The sequence below is a fragment of the Pseudomonas sp. SCA2728.1_7 genome, assembly GCF_018138145.1.
Taxonomy (GTDB): domain Bacteria; phylum Pseudomonadota; class Gammaproteobacteria; order Pseudomonadales; family Pseudomonadaceae; genus Aquipseudomonas; species Aquipseudomonas koreensis_A.
Map to the genome: position 1 here is coordinate 6,744,748 of NZ_CP073104.1, position 18,585 is coordinate 6,763,332.

17 protein-coding genes and 1 pseudogene are annotated in these 18,585 nt (G+C 58.0%); 12 read left to right on the forward strand and 6 right to left on the reverse strand.

The window, feature by feature from the left end; all coding sequences use genetic code 11:
* Positions 1-96: 96 nt before the first annotated feature.
* Positions 97-858 carry a gamma-glutamyl-gamma-aminobutyrate hydrolase family protein gene (locus KBP52_RS30215; RefSeq protein WP_150793725.1) on the reverse strand — a complete coding sequence of 254 codons (762 nt, stop codon included), beginning with the start codon at positions 856-858 and terminating at the stop codon, positions 97-99.
* Positions 859-1,140: 282 nt separating this feature from the next.
* Between KBP52_RS30215 and KBP52_RS30220 the strand changes: the two genes are divergently transcribed.
* The 5 genes from KBP52_RS30220 to KBP52_RS30240 all read left to right on the forward strand — a co-directional run bounded on the left by KBP52_RS30220 (position 1,141) and on the right by KBP52_RS30240 (position 7,973).
* Positions 1,141-2,517 (forward strand): glutamine synthetase family protein, encoded by a 1,377-nt coding sequence (locus tag KBP52_RS30220; RefSeq protein ID WP_007918694.1) that lies wholly within the window; start codon positions 1,141-1,143, stop codon positions 2,515-2,517.
* A gap of 267 nt (positions 2,518-2,784) precedes the next feature.
* Positions 2,785-4,275 (forward strand): aldehyde dehydrogenase, encoded by a 1,491-nt coding sequence (locus KBP52_RS30225; protein WP_212621639.1) that lies wholly within the window; start codon positions 2,785-2,787, stop codon positions 4,273-4,275.
* Positions 4,276-4,326: 51 nt separating this feature from the next.
* Entirely contained in the window at positions 4,327-5,610 is a 1,284-nt protein-coding gene (locus KBP52_RS30230; protein WP_116029571.1) for an FAD-binding oxidoreductase, read from the forward strand.
* Positions 5,611-6,098: 488 nt separating this feature from the next.
* Positions 6,099-6,647, forward strand: coding sequence for a cupin domain-containing protein (locus KBP52_RS30235; RefSeq protein WP_064120844.1), 549 nt, complete (start codon positions 6,099-6,101; stop codon positions 6,645-6,647).
* A 120-nt stretch (positions 6,648-6,767) separates the two neighbouring features.
* Positions 6,768-7,973: an SEC-C metal-binding domain-containing protein gene (locus tag KBP52_RS30240; protein WP_212621640.1), complete on the forward strand. Its 1,206-nt coding sequence runs from the start codon at positions 6,768-6,770 to the stop codon at positions 7,971-7,973.
* A gap of 102 nt (positions 7,974-8,075) precedes the next feature.
* On the opposite strand, the pseudogene KBP52_RS30635 reads toward KBP52_RS30240, so the two are convergent.
* A pseudogene (locus KBP52_RS30635) lies at positions 8,076-8,362 on the reverse strand (fructose-bisphosphate aldolase).
* 564 nt (positions 8,363-8,926) lie between these two features.
* Here KBP52_RS30635 and KBP52_RS30245 point away from each other — a divergent pair.
* The gene (locus tag KBP52_RS30245; RefSeq protein ID WP_212621641.1) at positions 8,927-9,211 is read left to right on the forward strand and encodes a hypothetical protein; all 285 of its coding nucleotides are present in this window, start codon (positions 8,927-8,929) and stop codon (positions 9,209-9,211) included.
* Between the two features lie 77 nt (positions 9,212-9,288).
* Here KBP52_RS30245 and KBP52_RS30250 read toward each other — a convergent pair whose 3' ends face one another.
* The gene (locus KBP52_RS30250) at positions 9,289-9,720 is read right to left on the reverse strand and encodes a hypothetical protein (RefSeq protein ID WP_212621642.1); all 432 of its coding nucleotides are present in this window, start codon (positions 9,718-9,720) and stop codon (positions 9,289-9,291) included.
* A gap of 165 nt (positions 9,721-9,885) precedes the next feature.
* Between KBP52_RS30250 and KBP52_RS30255 the strand changes: the two genes are divergently transcribed.
* The 4 genes from KBP52_RS30255 to KBP52_RS30270 all read left to right on the forward strand — a co-directional run bounded on the left by KBP52_RS30255 (position 9,886) and on the right by KBP52_RS30270 (position 12,503).
* On the forward strand, positions 9,886-10,275 hold the full coding sequence (locus KBP52_RS30255; RefSeq protein WP_212621643.1) for a hypothetical protein: 390 nt from the start codon (positions 9,886-9,888) through the stop codon (positions 10,273-10,275).
* 15 nt (positions 10,276-10,290) lie between these two features.
* Complete coding sequence (locus KBP52_RS30260; protein ID WP_212621644.1) at positions 10,291-10,713, forward strand: HD domain-containing protein; 423 nt, start codon at positions 10,291-10,293, stop codon at positions 10,711-10,713.
* Between the two features lie 72 nt (positions 10,714-10,785).
* Positions 10,786-11,433: a hypothetical protein gene (locus tag KBP52_RS30265; protein ID WP_212621645.1), complete on the forward strand. Its 648-nt coding sequence runs from the start codon at positions 10,786-10,788 to the stop codon at positions 11,431-11,433.
* Positions 11,434-11,483: 50 nt separating this feature from the next.
* Entirely contained in the window at positions 11,484-12,503 is a 1,020-nt protein-coding gene (locus tag KBP52_RS30270; RefSeq protein WP_212621646.1) for an AbrB family transcriptional regulator, read from the forward strand.
* Positions 12,504-12,736: 233 nt separating this feature from the next.
* On the opposite strand, the gene KBP52_RS30275 is transcribed toward KBP52_RS30270, so the two are convergent.
* Entirely contained in the window at positions 12,737-13,513 is a 777-nt protein-coding gene (locus tag KBP52_RS30275; protein WP_116029579.1) for an NAD(P)H-dependent oxidoreductase, read from the reverse strand.
* Between the two features lie 85 nt (positions 13,514-13,598).
* On the opposite strand from KBP52_RS30275, the gene KBP52_RS30280 reads away from it, so the two are divergent.
* Positions 13,599-14,492, forward strand: coding sequence for a LysR family transcriptional regulator (locus KBP52_RS30280; RefSeq protein WP_176091717.1), 894 nt, complete (start codon positions 13,599-13,601; stop codon positions 14,490-14,492).
* Between the two features lie 256 nt (positions 14,493-14,748).
* Positions 14,749-15,534 (forward strand): DeoR/GlpR family DNA-binding transcription regulator, encoded by a 786-nt coding sequence (locus tag KBP52_RS30285; protein WP_212623179.1) that lies wholly within the window; start codon positions 14,749-14,751, stop codon positions 15,532-15,534.
* Positions 15,535-15,637: 103 nt separating this feature from the next.
* Here KBP52_RS30285 and KBP52_RS30290 read toward each other — a convergent pair whose 3' ends face one another.
* Both KBP52_RS30290 and KBP52_RS30295 read right to left on the reverse strand, forming a co-directional pair.
* Positions 15,638-16,921: an FAD-binding oxidoreductase gene (locus KBP52_RS30290; RefSeq protein WP_212621647.1), complete on the reverse strand. Its 1,284-nt coding sequence runs from the start codon at positions 16,919-16,921 to the stop codon at positions 15,638-15,640.
* 147 nt (positions 16,922-17,068) lie between these two features.
* The gene (locus KBP52_RS30295) at positions 17,069-18,433 is read right to left on the reverse strand and encodes a glutamine synthetase family protein (RefSeq protein ID WP_212621648.1); all 1,365 of its coding nucleotides are present in this window, start codon (positions 18,431-18,433) and stop codon (positions 17,069-17,071) included.
* Positions 18,434-18,585 lie beyond the last annotated feature (152 nt).

Consider the following 18,585-nt stretch of genomic DNA (forward strand, 5'->3'; position numbering starts at 1 on the left):
TGTTATTACGGGTGTTGCTGTTCACGAATGACGGATGTGCGCAGGCACACCCGACGTCCGTGGGGGCAGTAAATCGTTACGTATTCCTGGGTTGGATCAGCGCTGGTTGCGCCGCGCCGCCCGTTGCCGGCAAGCCGCGCCGAATGCCTGGAAAATCTTCAGGTAGTTCGGGTTGTCGAGCACTTGCCATTCCGGGTGCCATTGCACGCCGAGGGCGAAGGTCGGGCTGTGTTCGACCGAGACCGCCTCGATCAAACCGTCCGGCGCCACCGCTTCGGCACGCAGGCCGGGGGCGAGGCGATCGATGCCCTGGCTGTGAATCGAGTTGACCTGGAACTCGCCCGGCAACTCCAGCGCTTCGAATACACCGCCACCAAGCACGGTCACCGCATGGGCCGGTGCGTATTGCACGGCCACATCAGGGCTGTCGGCTTCACGGTGATCGAGCATGCCCGGCAGCTCATGCACCTTCTGATGCAGGCTGCCGCCGAACGCCACGTTCATTTCCTGGAAGCCACGGCAAATGCCGAGCACCGGAACGCCCGCCGCGATGGCTGCACGCAATAAAGGAAGGGTGGTGGCATCCCGCGCCGGATCGTGATCCGTGCCGGGGGCGCTGGCCGGGCCTTGATAGTGGAAGGGCTCCACATTCGAGGGCGAGCCGGTCAGCAGCAGACCGTCGAGTTGACCGAGCAGGTCTTCGATTTCAGTCAGGTTGCCAAGGGAAGGAATGACCACTGGCAGCCCGTTAGCGCCAACGCTGACAGCACGTACGTACTTGTCGCCGCTGATGTGATAGGGGTGCAGGCCAATCTGTTTGACGCACGCAGTAACGCCGATCAATGGCTTGAATGCCATTTTTATTCACCTCGAAGTTTGACACTTGAACGAGCTTTTCCGGAGCTTAGTCTCGTTGATTTTAATTAACAACTGCCATGTAAAAAATTCTAAACGCCGTTCATCAAATCTTCATGATTCCCGGGGCTGTGACGCCTGTATTGGCACGCAAGTGTTAAAAAAAGCCCGAAAAATAAACCCTGAGCGGCCATCTGTTCGCTATTGACTTCACTTTGCCGTTCGGGTTGACTGGCTCGGCGAAACAGCAGTGAACATAATAATTAACAGCTAAATAGGTGCATCATGTCGGTCCCTCTGCGTACCGTTCAACTCAACGAAGCAAACGCATTCCTTAAGAAATATCCTGAGGTTTTGTACGTCGACCTTCTGATTGCGGATATGAACGGTGTGGTGCGCGGCAAGCGCATCGAACGCACCAGTCTTCATAAGGTTTACGAGAAAGGCATCAACCTGCCGGCCTCGCTTTTTGCGCTCGACATCAACGGCTCCACGGTGGAAAGCACCGGCCTGGGTCTGGACATCGGCGACGCTGACCGCATCTGCTACCCGATCCCCGGCACCCTGAGCATCGAGCCGTGGCAGAAGCGCCCAACCGCACAACTCTTGATGACCATGCACGAGATCGAAGGCCAGCCGTTCTTCGCTGACCCGCGTGAAGTGCTGGCCAACGTCGTACGCAAATTCGACGACCTCGGTCTGACCATCTGCGCCGCGTTCGAACTCGAGTTCTACCTGATCGACCAGGACAACGTGAACGGTCGTCCGCAGTCGCCACGTTCGCCGGTGTCCGGCAAGCGTCCGGTGTCGACTCAGGTGTACCTGATCGACGACCTCGACGAGTACGTCGATTGCCTGCAAGACATCCTCGAAGGCGCGAAAGAGCAGGGCATCCCGGCTGACGCGATCGTCAAGGAAAGCGCCCCGGCGCAGTTCGAAGTCAACCTGCATCACGTCTCCGACCCGATCAAGGCGTGCGACTACGCCGTCCTGCTCAAGCGTCTGGTGAAGAACATCGCCTACGACCACGAGATGGACACCACCTTCATGGCCAAGCCGTATCCGGGCCAGGCGGGCAACGGTCTGCACGTACACATTTCGATCCTGGACAAAGAAGGCAACAACATCTTCGCCAGCGAGGATCCCGAGCAGAACGCCGCACTGCGTCACGCGATCGGCGGTGTGCTGGAGACCCTGCCTGCGCAAATGGCGTTCCTCTGCCCGAACGTCAACTCGTACCGCCGCTTCGGCGCGCAGTTCTATGTACCGAACTCACCGAGCTGGGGCATCGACAACCGCACCGTTGCGGTCCGTGTGCCAACCGGTTCGGCCGACGCCGTGCGCATCGAGCATCGCGTTGCTGGTGCCGACGCTAACCCGTACTTGCTGATGGCTTCGGTGCTGGCCGGTATTCACCACGGTCTGACCAATCAGATCGAGCCGGGCGCTCCGGTCGAAGGCAACAGCTACGAGCAGAACGAACAGAGCCTGCCGAACAACCTGCGCGACGCACTGCGTGAGCTGGACGACAGCGAAGTCATGGCCCGCTACATCGACCCGATGTACATCGACGTGTTTGTCGCGTGTAAGGAGAGCGAGCTGGCCGAGTTTGAGAACTCGATTTCTGATCTTGAGTACAACTGGTATCTGCATACGGTGTGAGTGTTTGAGGGCCCCAAAAGGCAAAAGCCCCTCACCCTAACCCTCTCCCAGAGGGAGAGGGGACTGATTCGGGGATGCTCGGGCAATCCGCCGACCTGAACGATTTTTGCCGAATCCATATTCGACTCGGTCGTTCAGGTCGGTGCAGATCCCGAGACACTTCGGTCGGTCCCCTCTACCCCTGGGAGAGGGCTAGGGTGAGGGCAGCCATCTCAACCCAGACACAACACCCCGACACCCCCAATCCCCCCTTGTCGAGCCACAACAATGACAACGACCCGCAACGACTGGGAACAACGCTTCCAGTCCCTGACCATCGAAGCCCGCGCATTCATCAACGGTGAATACCGCCCGGCCATCAGTGGCGATACCTTCGAATGCCTGAGCCCCGTCGACGGCCGTTTCCTCGCCTCCGTGGCCAGTACCGATGAAGCCGATGCCAACCTTGCCGTTGACGTCGCGCGCCAGTCCTTCGAGTCCGGCGTGTGGGCAAAAAAAGCCCCGGCCGAGCGCAAGCGCATCCTGATCCGCTTCGCCGATCTGATCCTGCAGAACCAGGAAGAACTGGCGCTGCTGGAAACCCTCGACATGGGTAAACCGATCAGCGATTCGATGAGCATCGACATCCCGGCGACCGCCAACGCGATCCGCTGGAGCGCCGAAGCCATCGACAAGATCTACGACGAAGTCGCTGCCACACCGCACGACCAACTCGGCCTCGTCACCCGTGAGCCTTCCGGCGTGGTTGCGGCCATCGTGCCGTGGAACTTCCCGTTGATCATGGCCAGCTGGAAATTCGCTCCGGCGCTGGCAGCGGGCAACTCGTTCATTCTCAAACCTTCGGAAAAATCGCCACTGACGGCGATCCGCATCGCCCAGCTCGCGCTGGATGCCGGCATTCCGAAAGGCGTATTCAACGTGCTGCCTGGCTTCGGTCACACCGTCGGCAAGGCGTTGGCGTTGCACATGGACGTCGACGTGCTGGCCTTCACCGGCTCCACGGCGATTGCCAAGCAACTGATGATTTATGCAGGCCTTAGCAACATGAAACGCGTCTGGCTCGAAGCAGGGGGCAAGAGCCCGAACGTGGTGTTTGCCGACGCACCGGACTTGCGCGCGGCAGCACAAGCAGCGGCCGGCGCCATTGCCTTCAACCAGGGCGAAGTGTGTACCGCCGGCTCGCGTTTGCTGGTCGAACGTTCGATTCGCGAGCAGTTCATTCCGCTGCTGGTGGAAGCGCTGCAAGCGTGGAAACCGGGTCACGCCCTCGATCCAGCCACCACCGTCGGCGCCGTGGTCGATCAGCGTCAACTCGACAACGTGCTGCGTTACATCAGCATCGGTCGCGAGCAGGGCGCCGAACTGATCGCCGGCGGCCAACGCACCCTCGAAGAAACCGGTGGCCTCTATGTGCAACCGGCGTTGTTCGACGGCGTGACCAACGCGATGACCATCGCCCAGGAAGAAATCTTCGGCCCGGTGCTGTCGCTGATCACCTTCGACACCGCTGAAGAAGCGCTGCAGATCGCCAACGACAGCATCTTCGGCCTCGCCGCCGGCGTCTGGACCAGCAACCTCAGCAAGGCGCACACCTTCGCCCGAGGCCTGCGTGCCGGCAGCGTCTGGGTCAACCAGTACGACGGCGGCGACATGACCGCACCGTTCGGTGGCTTCAAGCAGTCGGGCAACGGCCGCGATAAATCGCTGCACGCGTTCGACAAGTACACCGAGCTGAAAGCGACCTGGATCAAGCTCTGATTTTCTACAACGGTGGTCGCTTTTGATGAGCGACCCTCGGAGAACAATAAAATGAAGCAACAACACGTAAACAGCTACTACGCCGCCACTCGCAACGAAGTCATCGACTTCCCGGTTCTGGAAGAGTCGGTCGAGTGCGATGTCTGCATCATCGGCGCCGGCTACACCGGCCTGTCCTCGGCGCTGTTCCTCACCGAAGCCGGCTACAAAGTGACGGTGCTGGAAGCGGCGAAAGTCGGTTACGGCGCCAGCGGTCGCAACGGCGGTCAACTGGTCAACTCGTACAGCCGCGATGTCGACGTGATCGAAGAGCGTTACGGCGACAAGACTGCGGAAATCCTCGGCAGCATGATCTTCGAAGGCGCCGACATCATCCGTTCGCGCATCAAGGAATACGACATCCAATGCGACTACCGCCCGGGCGGCATCTTCGCAGCGATGAACAAAAAGCAACTCAACGGTCTGGCCGAGCAGAAGCGCGGTTGGGAACGTTACGGCAACCGCAATCTGAAGATGCTCGACGCGGCTGAGATTCGTCGCGAAGTCGGTTCCGATGCTTACGTTGGCGGTCTGCTCGACATGCAGGGCGGTCACGTTCACCCACTGAACCTGGCGCTCGGTGAGGCGGCTGCGATCACCCGTTTGGGCGGCAAGATCTACGAGCAGTCCGCTGCCGTGGAAATCAAATACGGCGAGCCCAACGTCGTGCGCACTGCCAAAGGCCAGGTCCGCGCCAAGTACCTGTTGATCGCCGGCAACGCCTACCTGCCGCAAGGCCTCGACAACCGCGTGACCGCGAAAAGCATGCCGTGCGGCTCGCAGATCGTCGTCACCGAACCGCTGACCGAGAAGCAGGCGCGCAGCCTGATCACCAACAACTACTGTGTCGAAGACTGCAACTATCTGTTGGATTACTACCGCCTCACCGCCGACAACCGCTTGCTCTACGGCGGCGGCGTGGTCTACGGCGCGCGGGAACCGGACGACATCGAACAACTGATTCGCCCGAAGATCCTCAAGACCTTCCCGCAGCTCAAAGATGTCAAGATCGACTACCGCTGGACCGGCAACTTCCTGCTGACCATGTCCCGCATGCCGCAATTCGGCCGTATCGAAAAGAACGCCTACTACATGCAAGGCTACAGCGGCCACGGCGTCACCTGCTCGCACCTGGCCGGCAAACTGATCTCGGAAATGATCCGCGGCGACGCCGAACGCTTCGACGCCTTCGCATCGCTGCCGCACATGCCAATGCTCGGCGGCCGCACGTTCTCGGCCCCACTGACCGCCCTTGGCGCCGTCTACTACTCACTGCGCGACCGCTTCGGCCTCTAAGTTACCTCCCCGGCGGCGGCCCAAGACCCCGCCGGTTTTTCTTATCGCCACACCGCAGATATCCAGGTGTGGGAGCTGGCTTGCCAGCGAAGAGGCCAGCAAAAACAACATCAATCCGACTGAAGCACCAAAGATCAAATTGTAGGAGTGAGCCTGCTCGCGATGAGGCCAGCCCAGCCACCATCCCTCCCACAGAAACACCACAAACCCTGTGGGCGCGAGCCTGCTCGCGAAGGCGGTCATCCAGGCAAATTGATGTTGGATGTGCTACCGAATCGCGAGCAGGCTCACTCCTACAGGTCCGCATTACCAAGGCCAGAAGGACTTTTGCCGCACCGTCCATCGAACCTGCTGAGCAACACCGGCAAACGTGATTTAATAGCCGCCTTTCACGGTTCCGGGACACGGGAGCAACGTGATCCGCGCCCTCGGCGCGTCACCCGCCACCCACCCCCATCGCCCTTAAGTCGTTCTCACATAAGGCAGTCATGGATACGGGTTCTCGACTCAAACTAGTACGCGAAAGCTACAAACTCTCCCAGCGCGAGCTGGCCCGGCGTAGCGGCGTGACCAATGCCACCATCTCCCTGATCGAACAGAATCGCGTCAGCCCCTCCGTCAGCTCACTGAAAAAGCTGCTCGAAGGCATACCGATGTCCCTGGCCGACTTCTTCACCTTCGACCAACCCCCGCGCGAACACCAATACGTCTTCCGCGCCAACGAACAACCCGACCTCGGCCGCCACGGCCTGCGCCTGCTGCTGATCGGCGCCTCCGTGCCAAGTCGCCAGATGCGCCTGCTGCGCGAGCAATACGCACCGGGTGCGAGTTCCGGGGAAGAGCCGATTGTGCATGCTGAGGGCGAGGAGTGTGGGTTGGTGACGCGTGGCACGGTGGAGTTGACCGTGGATGGGGCGGTGAGCGTGTTGAATGCGGGGGATGGGTATTATTTTCCGACGACGCTGCCGCATAAGTTTCGGAATATAGGGGCGGATGAGGCTGAGATTATTAGTGCGAATACGCCAGCGAATTTTTAAAAATTAGCAAAATAAAGGTTGTTTGCTTCGCGAAGCGTGAGGTAAATGCACTTTTTCAATCTGAGTGTTGGTGGTTCTAATTTTGGCATTTACCTAGCGTAATCTTTGTAAGGGGGAGTCGTGAGTAGTATTTTAATTACTAACAAGGTTGCGAATAAATGTAGAGTTAAAGCTAAATCTTTAAGTGATGAAGAAGAGGTTGAGTTTTTTTATGGTTTTTTAGATAAGGGGGAGGAAGTTGATGCTGTAGTGCGGGGGTTTGTTTCTGCATTTTTTATGTCATTGGTGACCCATGATGACATATATCTAAAGCCTGGTGATCTTGGTGTAGTGTTGTCGACGCTTGGGGCTGAAAATACACTAAAATTACTCGATAGAAAAATAGTAAAAGTAGTATTTGGAGTCGATGACTTTGTTGTGAAAAGTGGTAAGGCTGCGTTAGAGTTGTCTTTTATGAAGTTTGACTGGGCGGAGCTCGAAGGTTTTGAGGAACGTTTGCCGGAACGTTTGCATCCTACACTTCGCTCTAGGATTGTTCAATATGTTGATAACTCTTCGGTAAGAGCTGATGGATTTACTGAAGTTGCATTATCCGAGTTGAATGGTGATTTTAGTCGGCAGGATTTTAGGAGTCAACTTGATTTTAAGACATCTAGGGTGACTCAAGTTGATCCTCATGATGGGTACAGAATTTTAAGGGTTTCAGAATGTGCTCAGTCTTTAATTATTCAGAACAAACTAAGTATTGATTCTATATGTCAGGATGCATACGTTAAAGATTATGCTAACGCTAAGCTTGGGGCGTTCCGGAATGTCGTCGGTTCCGATCCAATTGAGGGATTTGAAAAAGTAATCGGCGCCAAGGGAATACCTGATATTTATTATTTGTATTCAAAGGGTGTCGTTTCCTTGGATGACATATTGGTCTGTAGAGAGTCTTTCAATGGGAGTGTTTTTAGGAAGTGGTATTCGAATGCGGAATTTGATGGACAGTTGCTTATGTCTGCTTTGTTAACTCCTGTCAAGCAAAGCGCAGCATCTAGATTTATTCGATTGATTTATCCAAATGTAATTGGTGTTTTAAATCCTTTTGTCGGGCTTGGGGCTTCTGTGCTCGATAGTTATTTGGTTGATAAGCTAGTTGGAGGGTGGCGGCCTTCGTTGTTTTTAGATGATGTGCTGAAAACTACAATCGATGAAAAGATAAGATTGTTTGATCGGAAGAGTAAGATGGAGGAGTTTGTGAAGAGATTTGGATCGATTGATAGAAATGAGTCATGCCCCTGTCAAAGTGGAAAGAAATTCAAGAGATGCCATGGTGCATAAGCTTGTTTTAAGTTGTAGTATTTTTTTAAATTTCGGGTCTTAGGGTTTTCGAGAAAAACCGCTTTTCTGCGGTTTTTCGTTTATTTTATAATGTCCGTTATTTCAAGTGCTCGACTCGAATCCTCGCAGTTCAATTATCCGAAACACGTCACTCACATCCTGCACCATAATTCTGGCGATATTGGTAACGGTGTTGATGTCGTGTTCCGAGTGGTCCTGGAGGCGCGTGCAGGCCATGAGGTCGAGGTATTGAGGACGGCATTGAGGCGTTCGGCAGCGCAGGCGTGGAGATCGCGTAGTGGGGCGTTGGTGTCGATGATGAGGACGGGGTGGTCGGTGGCGGGGTGGGACATGTGGGCGTAGTGGTGGAGCGGTGTTTTGATCGTCATAGGTTGCACTCTTCAATGTGTCAGGAAGTGCCACCTTCTGCTGCGAAACAAATGGGTGGCAGCTGTATGCGGGTTCGCAGACCGGAGAAGAGTCAAACCGGCAGACCCGAAGGTCTCCCACACACAGCCGCCATAAAATGAAGCGGTGGCGGATTTTGCCACAGTTGTCATTTGGCGGTGTGTGTCACTTCTGAGGGCTGCGAAACCCATCGCTGACTGTGGTCAGCGACGGACTCACTCTAGGCATCAATTTCACCAGCCACAACCGACCTGTAGGACGTGAAATCCGTACCCGTGGCAAGCGCGCTTGCTCCCGCTCGGCGACACATCCGTCGTAATTCGGGGCGTGCGGTATGTCTGGGAGAAATGGACTATCCGGTTTTGGGACTGCTTCGCAACCCAGCGGGAGCAAGCTCTCTCGCCACATGGGGTGTTTTCCTACGAAGTTTTCAGACGTCGAAATTGCGCGAGCCTTTTGGGCGATAACCATTGGTCCGCTGCACCGCACGTTCGCCGCCTACCTTCTTCCAATGCTGTAACTCCCCACACAAAGGAAGAGCCAACATGCTGAACCATAAAATCGCGGTGTTAACCCTCGCGGCGTTGCTGTCCGGCAGTTCGCTATACGCGATCGCGGCCGGCGAAACGCCGACCCCGACGGCGAACGACGGCAATAGCCAGGCGCGTGAACCGGCGTCTCCGGCCACCAATGCTGACCCGGATGCCAATTCGCTGCCCAAGGGTGGTGATGGTGGCAAGACCGACAATGGGCCGGTGCCTTCTGCCTCCAAGCCCAGCCCTGCGGGTCAACCGTCCGGTAGCAGCAGTGGTGGTAATGGCGGTGGTTAATGGATATCGCGCCCTAAGAAGCCCGGTTTTTTATGCCGGGCTTTTCTTTGTCTGTCGCAAGCGCGGATATCAAACGTTTACTTGGTTTTCCAATGCCCGCCGCCATTCTCACAATCAATCCGCGCCTGCGCCAAATGCTCCACGTCGTAGTAATACGTGGTCACTTGCGCGTTGTCGGGGATGTTCAGCGCTTTGGCGTTTTTGTCTTTGCTGGTGGAGTGGGGGTTGGCCAGAGATTCCTGGGTAATCGTGGCGATGCATGTGGCCTGATAGTGATCGGCGCAATGTTCAACCTTGGTTTTCGTGCTGTTGAGCATGTCTTTGCTTTCATTGCTGCACGACCAGTCGATGGAGTTGACCGGCATGCCTTCGTATTCATAGCAACTGTGGGTTTCCACCGCTGGCACCGAGGCGCTGGAGGATTGGGTCTGCACGTCGCAGCCTTCGGCCATGACGCAGGTGGGGATGACGGCGAAGGTGGCGAGCAGAAGCAGGAAGCGAATGTTCATCGGGATTTCCTCTTCAAGGGCGCCGTGTCTGATCGATGATGTTGGCGCTTTATAGTTTCGAGATGGCGTGGAGGAGGGAGGTTCCATCGGGTTTTTGATTTGCTCCCGTGGCGTACACTGCGAAACAATCGGAAACATCAGCGCCCAAGGAATGGAATATTGCCCATGATCGAAATCGGCAGCCGCAACAATGCGCCCCCCTCGCAGCATCCATTTCACGACATCTACCTGTTTCACATTGACCCTGAAAAGCCATCCACGCCTTTCTGCTTCGAGCAGTCGATGTCCGGCGGGCATATGGAGCATGGCGGTGCCCGGTGGTTGGCGCTGGATGAGCTGGACGCCTGGCCCGGTGAGTGGCGTGAGCATCTGAAAAAGGCTGATTGCGCGTGGGTTGCCGAGTTGATCGATGCCCATCCAAAAGCCGATCAGGCCACATTGGTGACGCTGATTCTTCAGCGTCATTCCGGGCCAGCGAAGCCAACCGGGCGGCTTAAAGCGATCGGCAACTGGCTCAAACGCAACATCCACGTCGGCGGCCGCTACGGCGTTTAACCCACGGAGACTCCCATGACCCAGACCCTCGAACGCGCTATCGCCATCGCCGCCACGGCTCATGCCGGGCAGGTCGACAAGGGCGGTGCGCCGTACATTCTGCATCCGCTGAAAGTCATGTTACGCGTGAGCACGCTGGAAGAACGCATTGTCGCCGTGCTGCATGACGTGGTTGAGGATTGCGGTGTCAGCCTCGATGACTTGCGTAATGAAGGTTTCAGCGAAGAAGTGCTGACGGCGATTGAGTCGGTGACCAAAGTGCAGGGCGAATCCTATGAAGACTTCGTCGACCGCGCGGCACAGAACCCGATCGGTCGGGTGGTGAAGCTGGCGGATCTGGAAGAGAACAGCGACCTGTCGCGGATTGCTTCGCCGAGTTGGGAGGATCTGGAACGGGTCGAAAAATACCGCCGGGCAATTGGACGGTTGCGCGGTTAACAGGGGATTGCCCGCTCAGGTCATTTCCCGATCGATTTACTGCCATGCAAGGCACAGAGGGAGGAACCAAGGATGGAGTTTGCAACGATCGTTCAGCTACTGACGGTAATCGGAGTCGTCGCTGCTGCGACAAAGGTGATTCGCGAATTATCGTTTATGGGCAAAAGCCGGCTTGCGGAGGAGTACCGGGTCGCGAAAGAGGTGTTGAAGGATATTGAGCAAAACCCTGATTTACCTCTTTTGGTCAGGGAGCGCGGCTACCTGGCTATCGCGGGTACTTCGACGATCAATCCCGCCGATGTCGCGTATCTGATTTCCCTCGTTAATCCGGCCAGAAACCTCAGGGACTATGTGCTTTCCAGAAAGTACGTTGAGCTTGATGTCGAGCGCCACAGGATTGATTTCTGCCCGAAGTATAGAAAGCGTTTTTCCAGGATCTGGAGAAAAGCCTGGAGTTTCACCCTGTATATCGTGTGGTCCGCTATTGCGATGTCTCCACTCCTGTTGATCCAGCCAATGGGGCTTGAACCGAAATTCGCCTTTTGGATGGGTATCACCGTGCCGGTCGCGGGTTTCTTTGGTGTCAGCTCGTTGCTTGAATGCCTGAAGATTATCAAGGGCGAGAAGCTGGTTCAGTCACAGGAACAGCACACCCCCAGAATACTAGTTGCGCAAACACCGAAGAAACCATCGATCACGCGCCATGAAAGTACATCCTGACTCATTGGTTCAGACGACGTAAGTCACACTTTCAAGTCGATGGAGGATTGATGAAATCTATTCTGTGTTTGTTGATTGCTGCCGGTTTCGGTGCGCTGTTGCAGTTCGAAGGTGTGCCCCACGGTTTACTGTTGGGCTCGATTGTCGTCACCGCATTGTTTGCCAGTAAAACCGGTATCGCCCCGGCAACTCCTTATGGACTGGGCTACATCCAGATCACGCTGGGCATCGCCACCGGGCTGATGTTCGAAGCGTGGGACAGCGAGACGGCTTCGACGATGTTGCCGAGCCTCGGTGTGTTGCTGATTTGTCTGGCAGTGCAGATCGCGTTGGCCGGATGGTGGCTGACGCGCGGCGCAGGCTGGAATCGCACCGATGCGCTGTTGGCGGTTTATCCCGGCGCACTGGCAGCGGTGTTCGATTTGCTGGAGTCGGAAAAGGCGTCGAGCAAGGTCATCATCGTGCACCTGATGCGGTTGCTGTTGATCACCGTGCTGGTGAGTTTCCTGATCCCCGGCCAAGCGGCCATCGCGGTTGCCGATGGCGATCCTTTGACGACGGGCATGGCGCTGACCGCGTGTTCGGTGATCGCGCTGAGCGTGCTGCTTGGGCGCTTGCTGTTGGTAATTGGCGTACCGGCGCCGTTCATGCTTACGGCGATCATCATCACGGCGGTGTTTGTGAAAGCGGGATGGCTGCACGGTTTTCATATGCCGGATTGGAGTTTGAATCTGGCGGCGCTGATTCTCGGCGTGCGGATCGGCTCAAGGTTTCAGGGGCTTGGCGTCGCGGAGCTGGGACGGCACGGGCGCACGGCGTTGGTCTCGGTCGGTTTGATGATTGTGGTTGCCGCAGTATTTGCTGAAGTCGCGGCGCGCTGGTTGGGCAGTGATCCGCTTTCGTTATGGCTGGCGTACATGCCGGGGGCGATTGAGACGATTGCGATTGTCGCGTTTGGTGGGGGGCTGAATGTGGTGTTTATCCTGACGCATCATTTGAGCCGGATGGTGTTGCTGCATTTTGCGCCGGCGTTGTTGGTTCAGGTGCGGCGGGCGCGCGAAGAGGCCTGACCGGAGCCACTGATGCCTGCATGTTGCGGTGTGTCAGTTAGATCCGTCCCCCTCACCCCAGCCCTCTCCCCCAAGGGGGCGAGGGGGAAGGGAGCCGATTGTGGGCTGTTCAAAACTTGAGTTCGGCTCGATATACCAGGTCGGTGTAGCTCGAAAAAACAACTCGGTCAGTCCCCTCTCCCTCTGGGAGAGGGTTAGGGTGAGGGCTTTTGCTCTACGTGGTCGATGCGGCGCTAGCGGATGTGTGCGTCGAAGCCTTCGCTATCCGGCGCGATATCGCTCTTCAACGTCAAAGCAGGGATCTCATATTCCCCCGCATTCTGCTGCCGAAACCCGATCGGCCGCGCACTCCACAACTCATCCAGCCGCCGCCCCAACTCATCACAAGTCTCCGCATACCGCGCCGCATCCATCCGACTGGTCCGATACACCACAAACGGTGGCACCACTTCAAAACCGGGGTAATACAAAATCCCGTGCTGAATCGGGAACAGCAAATCATCCATCGGCCCATTAATCCCACGCGGCGCATAGTGCGATTCCCAGCCACCAGTGGTGACCATCAACATCGCCCGTTTGCCTTTCATTTTCCCTTCGCCATAACGCTCGCCCCAACGGCTGTCGGAGTGTTCGCCGACGCCGTAGGCAAAGCCATAGGCATACACACGATCAACCCAGCCTTTGAGAATCGCCGGCATGGTGAACCACCACAGCGGAAACTGCAGAATCAGCGCGTCAGCCCACAGCAGTTTCTCCTGCTCACGGGCGATGTCGGCAGCCTGAGTGCCTTCGGCGTACGCGACTTTCGAGTCGAGCGAGGCGTGGAACGGTTTCGTCGCATCGCGCTCAGGGGCGTCGTCGGCGTCGAGGCTGGCTTTCCAGTTCATTGCGTAGAGGTCGGAGACCTGCACAGTGTGGCCGGCGGCTTGCAGGCGCTGGACGCTGAAGTCGCGCAGCGAGCCATTGAGGGACGTCGGTTCAGGGTGGGCGTAAACCAGTAAAACTTTCATGTTGAAGCTCCGTTAGCTGAGTGACTGCAGGATCGGCGTTCAACCGGTATATTGGAAATGAATGTCTGATATGTCTGGTATAGCCATGAATAATTTGAGACGACTGGATATCAATCTGCTGCTGACCCTCGATGTGTTGCTGTCGGAGCACAACGTCACCCGCGCGGCGCAGCGCCTGAACCTGTCGCAGCCTTCGGTGAGTGTGCATCTGGCCAAGTTGCGCGACATCTTTGGTGATCCGCTGCTGTTGCCCGGGCCGCGTGGCATGCGCCCGACGGCACGCGCCGATGAATTGCGCGAGCCATTGCGCGAAGCGTTGGAGGCGTTGGAAAGGGCGGTGGCGCCAGCCAGTGCGTTCGACCCGGCGCTGGCGACCCACACCTGGAAGATCGCCGCGACCGATTACGGCGAGTCGACGGTGGTGTTGCCGGCGCTGAGCAGTTTGCGCGAACAGGCGCCGGGCACGCGTCTGGCGGTGATCGATCTGACGCCGGCGCATCTGGTCAAGCAGGCCGAGCAGGGCGTGTTCGATCTGGCGCTGCACATCAGCGAAGATGCGCCGCCGGAGCTGCATCGACGTCCGCTGTTTACCGAACGTTATGTGCTGGCCGGTCGAGTCGGCCATCCGGGGCTGAAGTCTGCGCCCACGCGCAAACAGTTCTGCGCGCTGGAGCACGTGATGGTGTCGCGCGAGGGCGGGGGCTTTTTCGGGGTGACCGACCGGGCGTTGGCCGATGTTGGGCTGATGCGCAAAGTGGTGTTGTCGGTGCCGCACTTTCTGATGGCGATGTCGGTGTTGGCCAGCACCGATCTGGTGGCGATGCTGCCGTCACGCCTGGTGCGCGGCAACCCGGCGTTGCAAGTGGTCGACGCGCCGCTGGAAGTGCCGGGTTACGAGATGGCGATGTTCTGGGGCGAACGTTCGCATCGTGATCCGGCGCACAAATGGCTGCGCGAGCAATTGCTGGCGTCGGTCTGAGGCGCTGTCAGGCGTGGCCGAGGGCAATCGCGAACGACACAACGATCATGCACGCGAACGCAAAATTGAGATTCATGAGGTGTTCATCCTGAGCCTTTTAGAAGTGCGGCCATTCTGAACAGGTTGAAAGCAAAGAAAAAATTCGCCTTGTTGATTCCAATGATCGAAACAATTGATACCTCGCCAGTTTGTGTTTGTTCAAGGCTTTCGCTACTCTCGCAAAAACCTGCAATTACAAGCATAAACAGGCATGACCATGCACGATCACTCAGCGGCAGAACTGCCATCCCTGCGTCGACAGAAAATCCTTTTGCTCCTCGAACGCGACGGCAAAGTCATGGCGTCCGAGTTGAGCCAGCACTTCGCAGTGTCCGAAGACACCATTCGCCGCGACCTCGCCGAACTGGACGCTGCCGGGTTGGTGCAACGCGTGCACGGCGGCGCGCTGCCGCGTCCGAAGGACTCCGGCAAGGATTACTTCACGCGGCTGGACGAGACGGATGAGGTGAAAATTCGCCTGGCGCAGCGGGCGGCGCAGGAGATTGATGACGGGCAGATTGTGCTGTTCGATTCCGGCTCAACCACGTTGCAGGTCGCGCGCTCGTTGCGTGCAGGTATCAGCATCACGGCGGTGACCGCTTCACCGATGACGGCGATTGCCTTGTCTGAATTCAAGGGTGTGAAAGTGATTCTCGCTGGCGGCCAGTTGAACCCGCGAACGATGGCGGCGGGTGGGCATGAGGCGCTGCGGTTGCTGGCCGGGATCAGGGCGGATCTGGCGATTACCGGGGTGTGTGCGATTCATCCGGAAGTGGGGATTACTTCGCTGCATTTTGATGAAGTGCCGGTTAAGCAGGCGATGCTGGAGGGCGCAACGCGGGTGATTGCGGTGACTTCGGCGGACAAGTTGGGAGCGGTGGAGCCGTTTGTGGTGGCGCCGTGTACGCGCCTGCATACGCTGATTACCGAGCGGCACGTGGCGTCGGGGAGTGTCGAGGATTATCGGCGGTTGGGGATTGTGGTGGAGCAACTCCCGGATTGAATTTTTGCTGGATTTGAGGGCCTCTTCGCGAGCAGGCTCACTCCTACAGGGGATCGCATTCCAAAATGTAGGAGTGAGCCTGCTCGCGATAGGGCCAATGCAATCACCGCAACTTTTCGAGCATCTGGTAGTACCACATCCCGGCAGCCAGTAACGGATTGCCGAGCAAATCCCCCATCGGCACACGAATGTGCTGACACGCGGCAAACGTATCGAACTGCTCCATTTGCCCGGTGATCGCCCGGCTCATGATTTCGCCCATGATGTGCGTCGTTGCGATGCCGTGCCCCGAGTAGCCCTGGCAATACCAGACGTTGTCCGAGAGCTTGCCCAGTTGCGGGATGCGGTTGATGACGATGCCCATCGCGCAGCTCCACTGGTAATCGATCTGCACGCCTTTGAGCGCCGGGAAGGTCTGCTCGATGCACGGGCGCAGTTCGGCGGCGATGTCCCGTGAATCCTTGCCGCTGTAGTTGGCGCCGCCACCGAACAGCAAGCGGCCGTCGGCAGTGAGGCGGTAGTAGTCGAGGACGAAGCGGCAATCGTACACCGCCAGATCTTCCGGGTTGATCTGCTTGGCCAGATCGCCGAGCGGCGCGGTGGTGACAATGCCGCCCATGGCCGGGAAAATCTTGCCCTTGAGCTGCCCCGGTTCGAGCTTGTGATAGACGTCGCCGGCGAGCATCACCTGATTGGCATCGATCTGGCCGTGAGCCGTGCGTACGCCCGGCGTAGCGCCGTGAATAATCTCCAGCACTTCGCTGTTTTCGAAGATCAGCGCCCCCAGACTATCCGCCGCCCGCGCTTCACCGATGCACAGGTTGAGCGGGTGCAGATGCATGTTGCGGGTGTTCTTGATTGCGCCGTGGTAGAGATCGCTTTGCAGCAGGTCACGCACTTGGCTGCGGTCGAGCAGACTGACCTCATCGCCCAGTCCACGGCGCACTGCTTCTTCGTAATCCTTGCGCAAGTCAGTCATGTGACTGGGCTTGTACGCCGCGTGTAAATGGCCATGTTTGAGGTCGCACTGAATGGCGTATTTCTCGACGCGTTGCTGGATGATTTCGTGTCCGCGCCAGCGCAGGTGCCAGATGAAATCATCGACCTCGTCGCCGAGTTTCGGACGCATCTGTTTGCGCATTGCGCCGTCGCCGGAAAGGCTGCCGGTGACTTGGCCGCCATTGCGGCCGGTGGCGCCCCAGCCGATCTTCTGGCTTTCGACGATGGCGACTTTCAGGCCTTTTTCAGCGAGTTCGACGGCGGTGGCGACGCCGGTGAAGCCGCCGCCGATGATCACCACGTCGACCTTGTGCCGGCCTTGCAGGGTCGGGTAGTCGGTGTCCTGGTTGAGGGTGGCGGTGTAGTAGGAATTGCAGCGTTCGGTCATGTCAGTGTCCACACGAATTCTTAGGTTGTACGCGGTCCCTTGTAGGAGTGAGCCTGCTCGCGATAGCGGTGTGTTATTCACAGATGGTTTGACTGACATGGCCTCATCGCGAGCAGGCTCACTCCTACAGGGGGTAGGGGTGAGTCTTCAGGCCTCGGTGAGATACCAGCGCCAATCCTGCTCACCCACCTCGGCCATGAACTGCCGATACTCGGCACGCTTCACCGCCAGATACACCCCGAGAAATTCCTGCCCCAAGGCATCCCGCGCCCATACCGAATTCTCCAGCGCTTGCAGCGAGGTCAGCCAATCAGTCGGCAGCAATTCCTTCGCCTGCGCATAACCATTGCCTTCAACCGGCGCACCCGGATCAAGGTCTTCACGAATACCACGATGAATCCCGGCAAGGATCGCCGCCGCTGCCAGATAGGGGTTGGCGTCGGCGCCGCAGATGCGGTGTTCGATGTGCCGAGTGTTGGCCGGGCCGCCCGGAACGCGCAGGCTTACGGTGCGGTTGTCGACGCCCCAGGTCGGCGCGAGCGGCGCGTAGCTGTTGGCCTGAAAGCGCCGGTACGAGTTGGCGTTCGGACAGAACAGCAGCAATGAATCCAGCAAGGAGGCGAGCATGCCGCCAATCGCTGTGCGCAGCAGCGGCGTGCCGGCCGGGTCTTCCGAGGCAAAGAGGTTACGTCCCTCGCCATCGGCCAGACTCACGTGCATGTGCATGCCAGTGCCCGCCAGATCATCGAACGGCTTGGCCATGAACGTTGCCTGCATGCCGTGCTTGTGGGCGATGGCTTTGACCAGACGTTTGTAGCGCACAGCCTGGTCCATCGCCTCCAGCGCGTCGCCATGTTCGAGGGTGATTTCCACCTGGCCCGGCGCGTACTCGGAGATCGCCGTGCGCGCCGGAATGCCGTGCAGTTTGCAGGCGCTGTAGAGGTCGGCGAGGAACGGTTCGATCTGTTCCAGCTCACGCAAACCGTAAACCTGGGTGTGTCGCGGTCGACCACCGTCAGCGTCCAGTGCCGGTTGCGGGCGGCCGTTGTGATCGCGTTTGGCGTCGAGCAGATAGAACTCCAGTTCACACGCCATCACCGGGTAATAACCCTCGGATTTGAGGCCGTCGATGACCTTGATCAGCAGGTGGCGTGGGTCAGCGATGCTGGCTGGCATGCCCTCGGTCGGGTGCATGCTGACCTGCACGGCGGCGGTCGGAATCTGCCGCCACGGCAGGCGCACCAGGCTGCCTTCCAGCGGGTAGGCGCGGCAGTCGATATCGCCGACGTCCCAGACCAGACCGGAGTTTTCGACGTCTTCACCCTGCACGGTCAGACCGAGAATAGTGCTCGGTAGCGGCCGGCCGCTTTCGTACACAGCGAGCAGTTCTTCACGGTGCAACAGCTTGCCGCGCGGCACGCCGTTGGCGTCGAGGATGAACAGTTCGATCATGTCGATATCGGGGTTCTGTTCAAGGAACAGGCGTGCGTCTTCGATGGCTGCGAATTTCATAATCAATCACTCACGATGGCGCCGCACGGGCGCGCAGATTCGGGCCGGACACGACGCGGCAATAGGCGTGGCGGTCCTGGCAGGGATATCAAGAAGCAGGGGACTGTCGCGGTTCTTTAACGGACGCGATCAGACAGACCGGGCGATATCCG

Excerpts from the sequence above, each read along its gene's own strand:
- KBP52_RS30230 (WP_116029571.1), top strand. The coding sequence starts at position 4,327 with ATGAAGCAACAACACGTAAACAGCTACTACGCCGCCACTCGCAACGAA.
- KBP52_RS30250 (WP_212621642.1), bottom strand. The coding sequence starts at position 9,720 with ATGAACATTCGCTTCCTGCTTCTGCTCGCCACCTTCGCCGTCATCCCC.
- KBP52_RS30290 (WP_212621647.1), bottom strand. The coding sequence starts at position 16,921 with ATGACCGAACGCTGCAATTCCTACTACACCGCCACCCTCAACCAGGAC.
- KBP52_RS30235 (WP_064120844.1), top strand. The coding sequence starts at position 6,099 with ATGGATACGGGTTCTCGACTCAAACTAGTACGCGAAAGCTACAAACTC.
- KBP52_RS30285 (WP_212623179.1), top strand. The coding sequence starts at position 14,749 with ATGCACGATCACTCAGCGGCAGAACTGCCATCCCTGCGTCGACAGAAA.
- KBP52_RS30215 (WP_150793725.1), bottom strand. The coding sequence starts at position 858 with ATGGCATTCAAGCCATTGATCGGCGTTACTGCGTGCGTCAAACAGATT.
- KBP52_RS30220 (WP_007918694.1), top strand. The coding sequence starts at position 1,141 with ATGTCGGTCCCTCTGCGTACCGTTCAACTCAACGAAGCAAACGCATTC.
- KBP52_RS30275 (WP_116029579.1), bottom strand. The coding sequence starts at position 13,513 with ATGAAAGTTTTACTGGTTTACGCCCACCCTGAACCGACGTCCCTCAAT.
- KBP52_RS30260 (WP_212621644.1), top strand. The coding sequence starts at position 10,291 with ATGACCCAGACCCTCGAACGCGCTATCGCCATCGCCGCCACGGCTCAT.
- KBP52_RS30280 (WP_176091717.1), top strand. The coding sequence starts at position 13,599 with ATGAATAATTTGAGACGACTGGATATCAATCTGCTGCTGACCCTCGAT.
- KBP52_RS30245 (WP_212621641.1), top strand. The coding sequence starts at position 8,927 with ATGCTGAACCATAAAATCGCGGTGTTAACCCTCGCGGCGTTGCTGTCC.
- KBP52_RS30265 (WP_212621645.1), top strand. The coding sequence starts at position 10,786 with ATGGAGTTTGCAACGATCGTTCAGCTACTGACGGTAATCGGAGTCGTC.
- KBP52_RS30255 (WP_212621643.1), top strand. The coding sequence starts at position 9,886 with ATGATCGAAATCGGCAGCCGCAACAATGCGCCCCCCTCGCAGCATCCA.
- KBP52_RS30295 (WP_212621648.1), bottom strand. The coding sequence starts at position 18,433 with ATGAAATTCGCAGCCATCGAAGACGCACGCCTGTTCCTTGAACAGAAC.
- KBP52_RS30270 (WP_212621646.1), top strand. The coding sequence starts at position 11,484 with ATGAAATCTATTCTGTGTTTGTTGATTGCTGCCGGTTTCGGTGCGCTG.
- KBP52_RS30225 (WP_212621639.1), top strand. The coding sequence starts at position 2,785 with ATGACAACGACCCGCAACGACTGGGAACAACGCTTCCAGTCCCTGACC.